This window comes from Paenibacillus plantarum, assembly GCF_013141695.1.
GTDB lineage: Bacteria > Bacillota > Bacilli > Paenibacillales > NBRC-103111 > Paenibacillus_E > Paenibacillus_E plantarum.
The window spans coordinates 50,811-66,603 of record NZ_WHNY01000022.1; the positions used below are offsets into that span (position 1 = coordinate 50,811).

General features: G+C 45.1%; 17 protein-coding genes, 1 rRNA gene and 1 riboswitch. Of the genes, 4 read left to right on the forward strand and 14 right to left on the reverse strand.

Annotated features, from left to right (window positions below; translation table 11 throughout):
• Positions 1–81: 81 nt before the first annotated feature.
• On the reverse strand, positions 82–1,221 hold the full coding sequence (locus tag GC096_RS06995; RefSeq protein WP_312886208.1) for a resuscitation-promoting factor: 1,140 nt from the start codon (positions 1,219–1,221) through the stop codon (positions 82–84).
• 280 nt (positions 1,222–1,501) lie between these two features.
• A riboswitch (cyclic di-AMP (ydaO/yuaA leader) is annotated at positions 1,502–1,695 on the reverse strand.
• A 283-nt stretch (positions 1,696–1,978) separates the two neighbouring features.
• Here GC096_RS06995 and GC096_RS07000 point away from each other — a divergent pair.
• Together GC096_RS07000 and GC096_RS07005 are read left to right on the forward strand one after the other, a co-directional pair.
• Positions 1,979–2,722 (forward strand): ABC transporter ATP-binding protein, encoded by a 744-nt coding sequence (locus tag GC096_RS07000; protein WP_171629530.1) that lies wholly within the window; start codon positions 1,979–1,981, stop codon positions 2,720–2,722.
• Positions 2,719–3,969, forward strand: coding sequence for an ABC transporter permease (locus GC096_RS07005; protein ID WP_171629531.1), 1,251 nt, complete (start codon positions 2,719–2,721; stop codon positions 3,967–3,969). The genes GC096_RS07000 and GC096_RS07005 overlap by 4 nt, the downstream gene beginning before the upstream one ends.
• Here the strand turns inward: GC096_RS07005 and GC096_RS07010 are convergent.
• Positions 3,952–4,719: a TatD family hydrolase gene (locus tag GC096_RS07010; protein ID WP_171629532.1), complete on the reverse strand. Its 768-nt coding sequence runs from the start codon at positions 4,717–4,719 to the stop codon at positions 3,952–3,954. The two genes, GC096_RS07005 and GC096_RS07010, sit on opposite strands and share 18 nt — an antisense overlap.
• Positions 4,720–4,792: 73 nt before the next feature.
• Positions 4,793–6,070: an HD domain-containing protein gene (locus tag GC096_RS07015; RefSeq protein ID WP_171629533.1), complete on the reverse strand. Its 1,278-nt coding sequence runs from the start codon at positions 6,068–6,070 to the stop codon at positions 4,793–4,795.
• A gap of 367 nt (positions 6,071–6,437) precedes the next feature.
• On the opposite strand from GC096_RS07015, the gene GC096_RS07020 reads away from it, so the two are divergent.
• The gene (locus GC096_RS07020; protein ID WP_028557356.1) at positions 6,438–6,692 is read left to right on the forward strand and encodes an AbrB/MazE/SpoVT family DNA-binding domain-containing protein; all 255 of its coding nucleotides are present in this window, start codon (positions 6,438–6,440) and stop codon (positions 6,690–6,692) included.
• 572 nt (positions 6,693–7,264) lie between these two features.
• Here GC096_RS07020 and rsmI read toward each other — a convergent pair.
• The 10 genes from rsmI to GC096_RS07070 all read right to left on the reverse strand — a co-directional run bounded on the left by rsmI (position 7,265) and on the right by GC096_RS07070 (position 14,608).
• Positions 7,265–8,152, reverse strand: coding sequence for a 16S rRNA (cytidine(1402)-2'-O)-methyltransferase (gene rsmI / locus GC096_RS07025; RefSeq protein WP_312886209.1), 888 nt, complete (start codon positions 8,150–8,152; stop codon positions 7,265–7,267).
• A 45-nt stretch (positions 8,153–8,197) separates the two neighbouring features.
• Positions 8,198–8,959 (reverse strand): tRNA1(Val) (adenine(37)-N6)-methyltransferase, encoded by a 762-nt coding sequence (locus GC096_RS07030; protein WP_171629535.1) that lies wholly within the window; start codon positions 8,957–8,959, stop codon positions 8,198–8,200.
• A 72-nt stretch (positions 8,960–9,031) separates the two neighbouring features.
• Positions 9,032–9,373 (reverse strand): DNA replication initiation control protein YabA, encoded by a 342-nt coding sequence (gene yabA / locus GC096_RS07035; RefSeq protein ID WP_171629536.1) that lies wholly within the window; start codon positions 9,371–9,373, stop codon positions 9,032–9,034.
• 60 nt (positions 9,374–9,433) lie between these two features.
• A complete protein-coding gene (locus GC096_RS07040; protein WP_056618027.1) occupies positions 9,434–10,237 on the reverse strand; it encodes a PSP1 domain-containing protein in 804 nt (267 codons plus the stop codon).
• Position 10,238: 1 nt separating this feature from the next.
• Entirely contained in the window at positions 10,239–11,216 is a 978-nt protein-coding gene (gene holB / locus GC096_RS07045) for a DNA polymerase III subunit delta' (protein WP_171629537.1), read from the reverse strand.
• Between the two features lie 30 nt (positions 11,217–11,246).
• Positions 11,247–11,693, reverse strand: coding sequence for a YaaR family protein (locus tag GC096_RS07050; protein WP_171629538.1), 447 nt, complete (start codon positions 11,691–11,693; stop codon positions 11,247–11,249).
• A 33-nt stretch (positions 11,694–11,726) separates the two neighbouring features.
• Positions 11,727–12,056 carry a cyclic di-AMP receptor DarA gene (darA, locus tag GC096_RS07055; protein ID WP_056618038.1) on the reverse strand — a complete coding sequence of 110 codons (330 nt, stop codon included), beginning with the start codon at positions 12,054–12,056 and terminating at the stop codon, positions 11,727–11,729.
• Positions 12,057–12,101: 45 nt separating this feature from the next.
• A complete protein-coding gene (gene tmk, locus GC096_RS07060) occupies positions 12,102–12,758 on the reverse strand; it encodes a dTMP kinase (protein ID WP_171629539.1) in 657 nt (218 codons plus the stop codon).
• Between the two features lie 22 nt (positions 12,759–12,780).
• Positions 12,781–14,295, reverse strand: coding sequence for an aminotransferase class I/II-fold pyridoxal phosphate-dependent enzyme (locus tag GC096_RS07065; protein WP_246302619.1), 1,515 nt, complete (start codon positions 14,293–14,295; stop codon positions 12,781–12,783).
• Positions 14,296–14,407: 112 nt separating this feature from the next.
• On the reverse strand, positions 14,408–14,608 hold the full coding sequence (locus GC096_RS07070) for a sigma factor G inhibitor Gin (protein WP_056618046.1): 201 nt from the start codon (positions 14,606–14,608) through the stop codon (positions 14,408–14,410).
• A gap of 135 nt (positions 14,609–14,743) precedes the next feature.
• Here GC096_RS07070 and GC096_RS07075 point away from each other — a divergent pair, with 135 nt between their 5' ends.
• Complete coding sequence (locus GC096_RS07075; RefSeq protein WP_171629540.1) at positions 14,744–15,271, forward strand: hypothetical protein; 528 nt, start codon at positions 14,744–14,746, stop codon at positions 15,269–15,271.
• A gap of 385 nt (positions 15,272–15,656) precedes the next feature.
• Here GC096_RS07075 and rrf read toward each other — a convergent pair.
• Positions 15,657–15,773, reverse strand: a 5S ribosomal RNA gene (gene rrf, locus GC096_RS07080).
• Positions 15,774–15,793 lie beyond the last annotated feature (20 nt).

Here is a 15,793-nt window from a genome sequence, read left to right on the forward strand (position 1 = left end):
GGGGTCTCCTCTTCTTTCGCGCAGGCAGATGCCAAGCTACGTGTATTAAGTAGTGTTCCCGTCGAAACTATCGTTTACACGTTAGTTTTGGGACGGTTTTGTAGGGCCAACCACATACACAGTGTACCCTTGCTTCGTGCCGAATTTATTTGCATAGCCGTGATCTTCATAGTACACATCGATCATTTGGCCTTTCACGCCGCTGCCAATATCCTCAGCACGACGGAAACCAATCCCTTCAATGTACACCCACCAACCAAGCGGAATAACCTTCGGATCGACGGCAATTGTACGCCCTTCAGTCACGGTAGTACCTGTGTAGGTTTTACCATACCCAGAGGAACCCTCAGTTTTGCCTGTCGACGCAACATCCGCTGAATAAGCAGTCAGCTTCACGTTTTTGAGAATTTGTTTGTAGCCAAAGGTCACACCATTCTTGGAAACCTCATCCACACTCGGTGAAGAGGCGGAGAGAACAACCACAGGATTTTTTGTGCCTACGGATACTACTTTCTTAACGCTTTCTGTTTGTACTTCTTCACCCACAACTGCTTCCGCGACTAAAACACCGTCCTCGAAAGTCTTTTCTTTCTTCTTGACCAATACGCCTTCTTTACCTTCTTGGACCACTTGCTCTTTCCCTTTAAGTAAAGATGCGTCATTCTTTTTCTCTGTCTCGAATGCGATCGGTTCAGAGACTTCCTCCGTCTCTTTTTTCACACGGACGATCTTGATTTCATCGCCAGTGGTAAGAGCGGACGTCGGTTCGGGAGAAATACGATCGTTCTCCCCAAGTGCAATATGTAAACGTTGCAATGCACTTTCTACCGTTCTTGCAGTTGTGTAAACAGTGGTGGTCTTTCCATCAGCAGTCAATTGAATCGGTGAAGCATGCTCGATAACAATTTTGTCTCCACCCTTGAGCTTGGTCGTGAGTGAAGCTGAAATTTCATCGTGCTCACCAATCGTTATGGCTTGTTCATCCAGTAGGCGTTGCAGGACCCATTGCTTCGTGTGCACAATAGTTTCTTGTCCATTAACAACCACGGATACGCTCTTGGTAGCCGTTCCGTACAACAACACCAAAAACATGAAAGTCATTGCGATTGAGATTATAGCTAGGCTTAAAATCAAACGCAAGTTTTCATGCTTCCATCGCAATGCGAAGGACATGCTGGATGATCGTTTTACATGGGTCTCGCTAATTGAGATACTGCCCACTTCTTCGGTCCTCCTTCAAAGCCTCGCCGCCAGGTTACAGCATGATTAATTTGACGCGACTAAGGTTTTTAGTTTAACTTAACGCTCGCCATCATCAGCAAATTACTTCGCCGAATCTGGTCGTCCCCCCCTTTTACCTATTCATCATCCTATGAATTCCGGGTTATTTTATGTCTTCTGATCTGTGTAAAACCCTGTATGTGGACAAAAAGCCAGCAAGAAGAGGACTCTTCTCGCTGGCTTAGTTTGCATAATGAAATACAAATAGCACGCACGACAATCGTTACCTCTCTTACGCTTACGAGGTTAGCTGACGGATTCGGACGTGAGAGTCGCCCTACGTAGACGCAAACTGCTTGTTTGACGTCTATGATTCACCCCTGTTACTCTCTGCTTACTTAACCGCATTGGTATGCTCATTAAGCTTGCAGTGGTTCCCCCGTTTCCACATTTGGAACTCAGCGAATGGAAATTTGGCAAATTGGATATTAAGTTATTATGAAAAGTATATTACGCTGTTAATCTCAACCTGTAAAGGGATTAACACCCGTTAAAAAGGGCTAAATCGATTAAATTTCGATTATTTTTCATATATAACCCACTTATATCTACACGTGCCTAACTTTAACGTACGTATACGCGATTTTTCAGTGTATAATGGTCAAAACTAGGCTAAAAATGCAAATTTGTTTATAATGATTCTGGAAGTATTTGAATGAATAATACCAAAAATTTGCTATTTAGGGAGGCAATTGAGATGGGTCCCATCTTGCAAGTAAACGCTTTATTCGGTGGTTATTTACCCAACAGACCCGTTCTTCATAACCTTACCTTCTCGATCCGTCAAGGTGAAATGATGGGGCTAATCGGACTTAATGGTGCAGGGAAAAGTACCACCATCAAAAATATTCTCGGGCTGCTTCAACCACAAAAAGGGTCCATTCGCATTAACGGTTTAACGTTAGCCGAAAATCCGCTGCCTTACCGAGCAACATACGCTTATGTGCCTGAAAGTCCAGAGTTATACGAAGAGCTTACGATTCGCGAACACCTCGAACTAACAGCGATGGCTTACGGAATTTCTAAAGCGGATTATGAAACTCGTTCTCAATCCTTATTAGAGCAGTTTCAAATGAAAGACAAGCTGAATAGCTTCGCAAGTCATTTATCCAAAGGGATGAAACAGAAGGTCATGATCATGAATGCCTTCCTGATCGAACCTTCTTTATATATTATCGATGAACCATTTCTCGGACTGGATCCTTTAGCCATACGTTCCTTGCTTGATCTCATGGTTCAAATGAAGAAAAAAGGTGCATCCTTTCTCATTTCCTCACACATTTTGTCTACAATTGAAAAATATTGCGATGCTTATGTCGTTCTCCACAAAGGGCACATGGTGGCTCAGGGAGATTTAGTCGAATTACGCGCCCAAACGGCGCTGCCTCAGGCGTCATTAGACGACATCTTCTACAAGCTCGTTCAAGGAGACATGGCATGAGTCACTTAACGAATAGTACACCTGCATTTAATACACATGCATTATGGAAGCAGCGTTTTCAACATTATTGGAAGGAATCCATGGGATATTGGCAGTATGCCGCGCGCAGCAACTTTATCGGCTTTTTGTTGTTTCTTGTCATCGTTTCTTCCTATTATTATGCAAAAACATTACAGCGTCTTCCGACAGATTATCCATACCTATGGATCTTGTTGCTCGTGCTCGTTCCACTCGTCGCTTCAAGCTCCATTCGAACGTTGACTCGCAGTGCCGATCGGATGTTTCTATTGCGGATTGAACATGAAATGGGCACCTATTTCCGAAGCAGCTACTTGTATAGCTTATCACTTCAGGGTGTTTGGTTATTTCTCGGTTGGGTCGCAGTTAGACCCCTATATAAACACTGTCTAGGTGCCGATGCACAGCCATTTCTTCTCATTTTTGCTCTATTGCTTCTATTAAAAGTAGCGAACCTATTAGCGAGTTGGCAGGAAGGCAGATTTGCCGCTGAACGAACTCGATTCGTATCTGTTTGTTTTCGATGGGTGGCATCGCTTGCCTTAATTACGATCCAGTTTCACTATAGCAGTTTATGGGCAAGTCTAGCTGCCATACTTCTTGTACTCATCTGGCTGATTGCCTTCCGATCCGTAGGTAAATATGTGATCGGATGGGACTATCTGATTGCCAAAGAGAAACAACAGCAAGCAAGACTCTACGCTTTCTTCAACTGGTTCGTGGATGTCCCTCAATTGCCAACGCGAATAGCCCGCCGAGGTTGGATCAGCGGGATTACCCGAACGATTCCATTTCGACAGGATTCGGCGTTTCTCTACTTATATATGAAGACCTTGTTGCGCACCGAGATGTTCGCCATTGTGCTACGTCTGACTGTGATTGGCATCTTAGCCCTGGCTGTTGCAGATTCCACGACTGCACGCAGCGTCATCCTACTCATTGCGCTTGTCATCTCGATGGTTCAGCTTACTTCATTAGAGCGTGCACATCGCTATACGTTTTGGCTCCATATGTATCCATTGGAACCTCAAACCAGAGCAGGCTCCCTAGCCTTCATCATCTGGCTAACCCTCTTACTAGAGCTTGTGATCCTAACGATTCCATTTATGATGGGAACCCCCATCTTGTATATCGTCATCCCCTTGCTCAGTCTTGCCTTTATTTCTTTTGCATGTGGCGTTGTCCTACGCCGGAAGTTCAAGAAAAACGCCTTACTTGAGGCCGAGTAACCGAATCGCATTGTTTGTTGTAATTTCAGCTATCTCTTCCAGCGTCATTCCTCGAATTTCCGCGGCAGTCTCGGCCACCAAGCGAACATAACCAGTTTCGTTGCGCTTACCGCGGAAAGGATGTGGCGTTAAGTATGGCGCATCCGTCTCGATCAATAAACGGTCAAGCGGAACCTGCGCCAGTACCTCTTTCGGCTGCACCGCATTTTTAAATGTAACGGGGCCTCCAAAGGAAATATGGAAATTCATATCCAGACACTGCTTCGCTGTCTCCCAACTGCCCGAGAAACAATGCATGATGCCACCGACCTCCGCTGCCTTCTCTTCTTTGAGAATCGTTAAAATGTCTTGATGTGCGTCCCGATTATGAATCACAATGGGCATCCCCAACTTACGTGCAAGCCGAATTTGCTCCCGAAAAACTCGTTGCTGAACATCCTTGGGCGACTTGTCCCAGTAATAGTCTAGACCAATCTCCCCAATCGCGACTACCTTCTCATGCTGGCATAAGGACTCAATCCATTCCAAATCGCCAGGCATCATATCTATCGCATCTACAGGATGCCAGCCAACCGTCGAATATATAAAATCGTATTTCTCAGCAAGCTCGATTGAGCTAGGAATCGTTTCTCGATTAAAGCCAACATTCACAATTCTAGTAACGCCGACCTCTAACGCCCGCTGAATGACTTCATCTTGATCATCTTTGAATTGCTCCGCATTTAAATGTGTGTGTGAATCCGTTAGCATGACTGTTCTCCCTTATGTAACTAAATATGAATAATGATGTTCCGCCATTTTGCCTATAGCCTCTTATTCCTGCTTATTCTTGCTCCCCCAACATCTCCCAAACATCCGGATATTCTTCGGCATTCAACCGCTCAAGAAACTCCTCTGGATAGTACACATGATGTTTACCCATCTGGAAGCCACTAATCGACTGTACAATTTCGGAGCGATGCGTAATTTCAGTTAACGTCTCCTTATGATCCAGCAAGAAGATCGGCAAATTATCATCATTTTCACCAGCTCTGTACACGTCATAGGATTGATTCGAAGGGAAATCGATCTCCATATAATACGTTGGATCGAAACCAACTTCGCTCATTACTTTTTCCATACGCTGAATAAGCTCCCCCTGATCCCCATCGAAGGTACTGTACTTGTACAATTTACGATCCAAGAAGCGCTTGCACATATCCCTCAGCATACCATCCTTCTCTTGAACCCAAAAGGTCAGCATCGTTTGCATGACAGACTCATCCAGCAGCAAATAATCTTCTAAGGAGATTTGATTCTGAATGAGATGAAGAATTGGCTCGACCATGAATCCGAACGTATAGCCTTCCTCATACAAATGTTTAGCTCGTGCAAATACTTTATGCAAAAGAATTTCTGCACTTCTCGTAACGGGATGAAAATAAACCTGCCAGTACATCTGATAGCGAGACATTAGATAATCCTCAACCGCATGCATACCGCTCTCTTTGACAACAATATGCCCTTTGTAAGGCCTAATCACACGAAGAATTCGCTCCAGATCGAATGTGCCATAGTTAACCCCTGTAAAGTAGGCATCACGCAGCAAATAATCCATCCGGTCCGCATCCAGTTGACTGGAAACCAGGCTGACGACAATCTCTTCGCTATAGGATTTACAGATGACACCTGCCACTTTCTTCGGAAAATCAGGCGAGACGCGACTCAGCACTTCGTTCACTTCAGTATCCCCTAACACGATGCGGCAGGACCAATCCTCGTGCTTTGTGCCAAAGGCCTTCTCAATGGAATGTGAAAACGGACCATGACCCAAATCATGAAGCAATGCTGCGCATAAACATAGCAGACGCTCTTCCTTCGGCCAATCCTCATAGTGATTGCGTTCGAATTGCGAAATAATTTTCCGCGTAATTTCATAGACACCTAGCGAGTGGGAGAAGCGGCTATGCTCTGCACCATGAAAAGTTAAATACGACGTGCCTAATTGACGAATGCGACGCAGCCGTTGAAACTCACGGGTATTAATCAAATCCCAAATCGTATCGTCTTGCACGTAAATGTATTTGTGAACGGGATCTTTAAATACCTTTTCTTCATTCATACAGCTTGAACCCCCTTAATATAGTTTAATACTTTCGACATTTTCGACATGAAACCTTTTTCAATGTCGATTATTGTCGAATTTCAAATTCCAATTTATGCAGATCTCAATCGCCTATTTTCCAGTATCTCTTATTAAATAGGCATTTGAAAAGCGCGTAATATAATCCTTACAACCCCTTGTAGATAGCGCCATCTTCGTTTTTTACCTCGTTACACAAATAATTAAAATAGGGATAAAACTACTCGTTTTCAGCGAAAATATGGTTGACTATTTTGGGAATCGTTGGTATCATAAGTCATAAGCAAATGTCGAAACATGACGATATTGATAAAAAATTGATAAAATCGAAAGGGGTTTTATATATATGATGAAATCTACCGGAATTGTTAGAAAAGTGGACGAACTTGGACGCGTTGTTATTCCAATCGAGTTGCGCCGCACGTTGGGTATTGGCGAGAAAGACGCTTTGGAAATATATGTAGACGGTGAGCGCATCATGTTGAAGAAATATGAGCCAGCTTGTATCTTCTGTGGCAATGCGGAGAATGTATCGTACTTCAAAGGAAAAATTGTTTGTCATATTTGTTTAGCAGAAATGCCAACACCTGTGACAAAATAAGAAAAGTAGTATATAATAGAAGTAGCACTTATCCTATTGGTAATTCTAACCTTTTTCATATCTCCTTTCATCTCTAACTTTGTTGGCTTCGGCCACGGGTTAGAGATCTTTTTTTGTATAGACCTTAGAAGATAGAAGACACCTATTCTTACATAAATCATGAAATTCGCAAGCCTAGATATGGTAGTTGGATAGAGGATGTCTCAAAGGTCAATTTAGACTTTTAGAAACAGCTTCGCTTTTCGTTATTGGCGGATGAAAGAGAAACCTGTTCCCGCAATCTAACTGGATATTCTCCATCTATTTAAAGTCGATTTCTCGAATTCCAAAGATTAACTGGATTTCCTGTAGGTAAATCCCTTCGATTGGCTCGATTCTTCAATTCTCCTAAGAATTAGATGTACTTTTTCCATCTAATCCCGAAAATACATCAGATTCGAGTAAATTAGCTGTAGTTTATACATCTAAACACCGAATCGGTCGTCACAACCTGTGTTCGCCAAGCCACAACCTTTCGTTTATCCGTAACGCGTGGGACAGCTCCTTTTCTTTTTTACTCCTTGCTTGGCACCTTAACGCTCCAGCAACGCATTGTATACATCACGCTTCGATAATCCGCGATCGGTAGCAACCAGCTTCAGTGCATCCTTGCGATCGATTCCGCGATCCTCGTAGTGGGCGACATGCTCGCCGAGCGACTTCGCCTCCCACCAGCCATCGGCCGCTTCCTGCACGGCCGCGTCGGATGCGCCTTCAGCTATCACGCAGTACTCGCCTTGCGGCGGGTACTGCTCTAAGTGCGCGAGGCACTCTGCGATCGTGCCGCGTAGGAACTCCTCGTACCGCTTCGTCAACTCGCGGGCGAGGCAAACCCTGCGCTCCGCCCCCCACACTTCCGCCATGCGCAGAAGTGTTTTCTCCACGCGGTGCGGCGATTCATAGAACAGCAGTGTGTCCTGCACATGCTGCAGCCCTTCAAGCAACTTCGTCTGGTCCTTTTTCTCCCTAGGGAGAAAACCGACGAAGGCGAATCGCTCTGTCGGCAGGCCTGATGCAATCAGCGCCGACAGGGCCGCATTGGCGCCGGGGATGGGCACCACCGGCACGCCCTCGTCTACGGCCATCCGCACCAGGTCATAACCTGGGTCGGATATGGCCGGCAGGCCGGCATCGCTGACTAGCGCGATGCTCTGGCCTTCAAGCAGCAAGCGGACGAGTTCTGGGCCGCTTGCTTGCTTGTTGTGTTCGTGATAGCTGACCAGTCGCGTAGCGACTTCGAAATGGGTCAGCAGCTTGCGCGTTTGCCGCGTGTCTTCCGCGGCTATCATGCTCACTTCCTTCAGCGTGCGGATCGCACGGAAGGTCATATCTTCCAGGTTGCCGATCGGCGTGGCAACCAGGTATAGCGTGCCTACACCGCTAGAATCCTCTCGGTAGCTTTTCTGTATCGTTACACTCACAGTTAAATCCCTCATCACTTTATATTAATCGTACAGTTAGCCTGTCTACGAGAACTCTAGAGCGCTCCGTCCACCATAGTAGATGTCTTTCAGCTCTTGGCAGTATTCTTCCTTCTCTGTGTATACAATCAGAGGCGGCAGTGTACGAATCTCCGGCTTGCCATCCTTCATTCCTTCGATCAACACCATCATTGCTTCTTCTCCCGCACGTGCGTGTACATAACGAATTCGCTTCGGTTCAATACGATACTGCCTCATTAGACAGATGATGTCCACCAGCCGCGTAGCCCGGTGTACCATGGCGACTTTACCGCCTGCTTTGACTAGCTTAGCACTTGCCGCAATCACGTCCTCCAGCGTGCAATGAATCTCGTGACGCGCCGCTGCAAAATGCGCATTACTATTCTGCTCCCCATTAGGCACAGGCAGATAAGGCGGGTTTACGGTGACAGCATCAAATTGTCCGTGCCCCAAGGTCTTGTGAATGGTTTTCAAATCGCCTTGTACCATATGTAACCGTTCCGATAGATCGTTAATCTCCGCATTGCGCACAGCCATATCCGCCAAACGCTCTTGGATCTCAACACCCCAGATCTCCGCACGTGTCCTTGTTGATAGCAACAGGGGCACCACACCATTACCTGTACATAAGTCTACGATTCGCCCCTTAGGCGGAACACTGCTGAACCTCCCTAGGAGTACCGCATCCATCGAGAAGCTGAACACTTCATCACTTTGGATAATTTTCAAATCATATGTTAATAAATCATCAATTCGCTCTGTTGGTTGTAACGAAACTTGCTTCATACGTCTTTCCTTTCTCTTTGTTGCTTATTATGGAAAAAAACCGTAAGGGATACACCCCTACGGCCAAGCGTCTTATTTATTTAAAAAGGATAAGCAAAACAAACAATCTCCCTCGGTCCGAAGGTGTCCATAATACACATTGCAAATATGAAATCCTTCATTGTATAAGCGGGTTAAATTATCATATCCGGCTCCTGGTAGCTGTACCGGTTCCTCAGCATCTCTCGTCGGCTCCTCAACCACCGTTTCCTCTTGGCGAATGAGCTTACGAAGTTGCTGATTCTCTATGCTTAATCTCTTATTTTCTTCGATGAGGGTAATAATCCGTTTCTTCAAGGCACCTAATTCAGCATACGTGGTACCCATTCGTTCTTCGATCCCATCTATTTGTCCAAAAATATCTTGTTTATCCACGCTTTCACCTCTAGTGCCATGCATGCTTACTGGCCAGCGCCTCCTTGGATCCTCGATCTTCTACTCTTGTTCAACAACATCATCGAATGGTAGATCTAGCGCTTTCCCAAGATCAAACAATTGAACCTTTGCCGTACGTTCTTTAATATTAAGCCCTAATACTTTACCACTGCCAAAAGACGTAATCACTAATCGGCCAACCGTCGGCAACGAATCTTTGGCACTTTCATAGTTATCATGTTCATATTTCAAGCAGCACATTAATCTTCCGCATAACCCTGAAATCTTCGTAGGATTCAAGGACAGATTCTGATCTTTGGCCATCTTAATGGAGACTGGCTCGAAATCACCTAAGAAGGAGGAACAACATAGAATTCGCCCACACGGACCTATGCCCCCAAGCATCTTCGCTTCATCACGCACACCAATTTGACGAAGCTCGATTCTTGTCCGAAAAATACTCGCCAAATCCTTCACAAGCTCACGGAAATCGACGCGTCCTTCAGCCGTAAAATAAAAAATAATTTTATTTCGGTCGAAGGTATACTCTACGTCCACTAGCTTCATCTTAAGACTGTGATCCTTAATTTTATCATGACACGTTTGGAAAGCATCCTTGGCTGCTTTTTTATTCTCTTCAACCAAATCAGCATCCGTATCATCCGCAATGCGAATGACTTTTTTGAGTGGCAGAACCACATCGTTTTCTTTGACGATCTTTTTGCCCACTACGACCTTGCCGTATTCTACACCGCGTGCGGTTTCTACAATAACGGCACTTTCTTTCTCGATCGGCAAATCAATGGGATCAAAATAATATATTTTACCCGCCTTCTTGAAGCGGACGCCAACCACTGAGTACATCTTACACCCCCTGCATCTCCACGAGCATTTTCTCTATAACCAGCTGAGAATTGGCATTGGAACGCAGTCGCTTTTGTAAATCTACGGCTTGCTCCATCATACGCACCCAGACCGAGACATCTCGACTTAACGCGAGGGAGCTCATCCAGTCTAGCTGGTCATTATATACAAGCTTGTCTCTGCGCTCAAGGCGCAACTGCACCATATCTTTAAACCAGAGGATCAATAAGTCGAACAAAGCCGAAACATGATCCGCAAGTTCTGTTTTCACAATCCGCTGTTGTACGGTAATCATGGAAGTAGGGAAACGTGTGAGCGTCTCCTTCGCTAATTGTAACATTACGGTTCTCATTTCTGCAAACCAATTTGCTGCAATTAAATCTCTTGCCGCTTGCAAACCTGCTGTTACATGCGCTGCTGGTTGTACTAATGCCGCTGGAAGCCCTTCTTCCAGCAAGGTGAGCACCATCTGCTCACGTGCCATTGGTGTAAATTGGATCCACTGTGCCCGCGATTGAATCGTAGGTAACAGCGCATTTCCGTTCTCAGTGATTAGAATAGCTACCACACGAGAGTTCGGTTCCTCTAGAAACTTTAATAGACTATTCGCAGCCTGTACCGTCATTTTCTCTGCATGGTACAGGACATATATTTTCGTTCCGGACGCTGTTGCTCTGTAAGCGAACTCCTTCTGCAGCTCCCGAATCTGCTCAATCTTAATTGAAGCGCCTTCAGGAGCGACCATATGAAGGTCAGGATGATTGCCATGTTCGACCTTACGGCATTCCAGACATTCACCACATGCATCATCCGTCCCATTCTGACAATAGATCGCTTTGGCGAGTGCGATTGCCATTTCCGAACGCCCTGTCCCAACAGGACCACTAAAAATATATGCATGCGACAGCCTGTCTTGACGTAGTCCGTTCTGCAGCAGCCGTTTGGCTGCTGCTTGTCCCGGTATAGCTTGGAAGGACATTTATTTTCGCCCCATTACACACTTATATTTTTAAAATAACAAGTTGATCAACATACCTCGGATTTCTCCGATTCGATGCAAAATTTCGATCCGCCCCTGCTCATTCTCCAATAATTCATCGGCTAATAAGAGGAGCTCTTGATCGATTTCTTCCAAAAGCTTATATCGCTTCGAACGGCCGCGGCGATCCCAGCCCTTCGTATCTCTTAAGTTAACACCTCGACGAGCTGTTTCTTCGAGAAACTGACGAATGAGCAGCTTATATTGCAAAAGCGCTCTAACGGTCATGCCTCTTGACAAACGATCGCCTTGAAGTGTAATTTGTTGTACCATTTTAGTCAGCTGTTCCTGCGTATACTTCTCATCGTGCTGCTGCATGATGTCAGAGAAATTCCGCGGAGCCATCTGTGGCGGTGGAACATTCTCACCAACTTTAATATTCTTACCGATGGGCTGCAGCCCCGGGTTAATTTTCAAGACGCATCCATCCTTGTGTAGAGCTGATTATGTTTAGAAATGCTCGAATCGTTCGACTGGCAATACGAAAACGGCCGCTCCACCCACTTGCACTTCCACTGGGAATGGAATGTACGAATCCGTTGTTCCTCCCATGGGAGAAACAGGTGTCACCAACTGCTCGCGAATTTTACAATTTGCTCGAATCACCTGCATCACCTCTTGCACACGATCATCTTCCGTACCAATCATAAAGGTTGTATTCCCCGCACGCAAAAACCCACCGGTACTTGCCAACTTCGTGGCTCTAAACCCTTCCTTAATTAAAGCGTTAGAAAGACGGTTACTGTCTTTATCCTGAACAACGGCTACGACTAGTTTCATAGGTGATGCCTCCTTATATTATAAACTAAGAATTGGTTTTCCGCTTTAGACGGAAATATGTTCCTCAAGCAACTGTTTGCAATCCTGCCATATATCCGCGGCTATACGATCTACGTCTCGATTAGCATCAATCATGATGACTCGTTCTGGATGATCGGTTGCAATTTGGTGGAATCCTGCTCGTACTCTGCTGTGGTAATCGACATTTTTCTGCTCAATGCGATCCAACTGCTGTGTAAACTCAGTAGCACCTGCTCGCTGATTTAATCGCTCCAAACTCACTTCAACGGGAACGTCCATCATATAAGTCCTAGTTGCCTGCAGTCCTGAGCTCGCATATTTCGAAATATTCTTCACCATCTCGATATCAACGCCAAGCCCGTAAGATTGGTAGGCTACACTAGCATCAATAAATCGATCGCAAAGCACAATTCGACCAGCCTTCAGCGCTGGAAGGATAAGCTCGTGAACATGTTGCGCACGCGATGCTGCATAAAGCAATACCTCTGCTTGATCCACCATCTCCTCATTCACAGGATCGAGAATAATACTGCGGATTTTATCGCTAATTGCAGTACCGCCCGGTTCTCTTGTAACCAGCACGTCATGTCCTAACTTTTGTAACTCTTGCGCTACCTTTTTGAGTTGCGTTGTTTTTCCGGAGCCATCCGGCCCTTCAAACGTAATAAAAATTCCGTTCACGTGTTCCTCCTGCTTAGCTGCCTCACGAAGCCCCTTCGTGATCTGTGTATATAGTTAATTTGTTCGTCTGTCCAAAATAGGTTCCTTGAAACCTGATGCCCTGTCTAGCCAAAAATACGAGTGCCTCAGCTACAGAAGCCGTTATGACTTCACCTGGATATAAATAAGGAATACCTGGCGGATAAGGAATGACCATCTCACCTGAACGCTTCCCAATCGCTTCCTCTATATTAACCATTTGAGTTGTCTCTTGAAACAAGACACTATGGTCAAACCTTATTGGTGAGGAGATGGGTGCGTAGGTGGGTAATTTAATTATATTCGAGATAGGCGCCTGAAGTTCCTGCTTACGGTTCATGATGTCCAAACAAATGTTGCTTAAAACTTGGACTACACGCAGCATATCCTCCCTTGAGTTAGCAGGCGTAAATACCAGTAAAACCAGATAGCCATCCGTCATCTCAATAAAACAGCCTTCGGCCTCTAATCGTTCTTTGAGCTCGGCTCCAGACATACTATGGGTAGGATCATAAATAGCAATTTTAAAAGGATCTGTCATAGTTTCGACGCCCCCCGCGCCGAATGACTGCTGATGCTCTTTTGGATAGACACGGAGACATTGCAACGCCTCTACCTTTTCTCTGAATTCCTTCATGATATGGAGTCCTTGTTTCAACCACGCATGCCCTTCCGTATGCATTCGCTTTCTCGCTAAGTCCAACGATGCCATTATTGGATAGGATGGACTTGAGCTTTGCAGCATCGCCAACAATTGTTGGAGAGCTTTACGGTTGATCCTTGGACCCTGTACGTGCAGCATCGCCCCCATCGTCATAGCGGTTAGCATCTTATGTGTAGACTGCACGACGGCGTCAGCGCCTTGGGACAAGGCTGATGGGGGTACCTCTTCGTGGAAGCCGAAATGCGCACCATGCGCTTCATCCACAAGCAGGAGCTTTCCTTTCTCATGCATCAGCTCAGCAAAAGGCTTCAAATCCGTTCCGATACCATAATAATTCGGATTCGTTATAAATAACGCCTTCGCATTTGGATACTGTTCTATCGCTTGTTTAACAACCTCGATATGTAAACCTGTTGCAACACCTGTTTCTTCATCGACCTCTGGCGCTAAGAATATTGCCTGCGCACCCGCGAGCATGAGCCCATGAATGACTGATTTATGCACATTTCTTTGAACAAGAATAAGGTCATTCCTCTGACAAACAGCGCCGATCATGGCTAAATTACCAACCGTACTCCCCCCGACGAGAAAATACGTCTCCTCCGCACCAAAACAATCTGCCGCGAGCAACTCCGCTTCCCTAATAACGCCTTCCGGATGATGCAAATCATCCAGCCCCGTTATTTCTGTATAATCAATGGACATGATCGATTGTAGAAAGTCTGCTCCTTCTTCCTGCAATCCTTGGCCTGATTTATGACCTGGCACATGCAGACTAACAGACTTCGTAGCGTGATGGGCAACCATAGCCTCAAAAAGCGGGGCTCGAGCCTTATGTAAATCTTCGCTGCACAAACAGATCAAACTCCCCCAGCTACAATAGCTTTCAATTTTCAATTTACCCTTCTATAGTAGTGGATTCCCAATAAAAAAACAAAAAAAGCTTCTATAAAAGAAGCTTCTCCTCTTAATTCATATACTGTCTCGAATTTCCCATGTAAAATGCCTTCTTCATCTGATTCACAAAAAACGGATATTTCTGGTCAGAAACGCTCGTTTTGACGATCTCCTTACTACATTCATCACATATGAACGCCGTCACAATATGAATGCCGCCAACCCGCTGTTGCTCACAAATCATACATAGTCCAAACCGATTCTCCTCCATATGATCACCCCACGATCTTTTATGACTAGTATGTCCGATTCTCGATTCTCCTAAACTAGCTAAATGCTCATATTTTGGCAGGGAGATGCCGATAATACCTTCATAACACGTTACCGCAGCGCGGAGGTCTCTTTTATGTCAATCAAACAAGAATCCAATTTATCCAAACAATCTACGATTTACAGCTATACGTTAATGAGGCGATTTTATCATTCTATATATAAAATAGTTCTCTATTATGCATCCCTTATTCTAATAGTCTTGTTCAAATTTGACTCATCTCATTGGCTCCCCTTACTAGTCAGCTATCCACTTGTGCTCATCTTCCATACCTTGCTCATTCGCGCTTATTTCCACTTCACTATTGGCATGGCCATGCGTGGTTGGTCCTATCGCTGGGGCATCTTCTGGTCAGGCTTCCTGCCTGAAGGCAATGCATCCGTTCGTCTCGTTACCAAAGTACAGCTTCATCTCTTCTTCATTGGTCTTGCCTTGATCCTCATCATGTACCCTTGGATCCCTGGTACTTGGCTGATCCACCTGACGATCTTCCACTGCTGGATGCTTCTCCCGCGGTTGTGGATGCTGCTGCGTTTCCAGCCTTACCGTAAAGCTGGTTTAGTGAAAATATCGAGTAAGGATACGTCCTGTTATATACAGTAAAACGATGCTAAATCAACGCTTTGACTTAAATGTCCTATCTTAACCATTCAACCTAACGATTAACTGGAAAAACTCCATCTAATTTTGAGATATCTCGCCGATTTATCGAGTTAGATGGATTTTATGTAGTTAATTTTGGTTGAATTAGCTGGAAATGGGGAATTCCCTTGATATAGATGGAGGTTTTCCATCTATATCAATTTTTCAGGGCAAATTCGTGCAATTAGCCGTAGAAAATACAGTTATTGATAATTGAGTAGTGACCTTACCTGAACTCCTAAGTAGCCTTAAACTGAATGCCAAAAAAGAGCCTTACCTGGATTACTCCAAGTAAGGCTCTTTCATAGCTGAGAGACTTTTGGCTCCACCAAAAGATCCCTATGTAGTTTGGCAACGTTCTACTCTCCCAGAACCCTGCGGTTCAAGTACCATCGACGCTGGAGGGCTTAACGGTCGTGTTCGAGATGGGAACGCGTGGATCCCTTCCGCCATCATCACCAAACAGTCAAAGCGTTTGTTTGC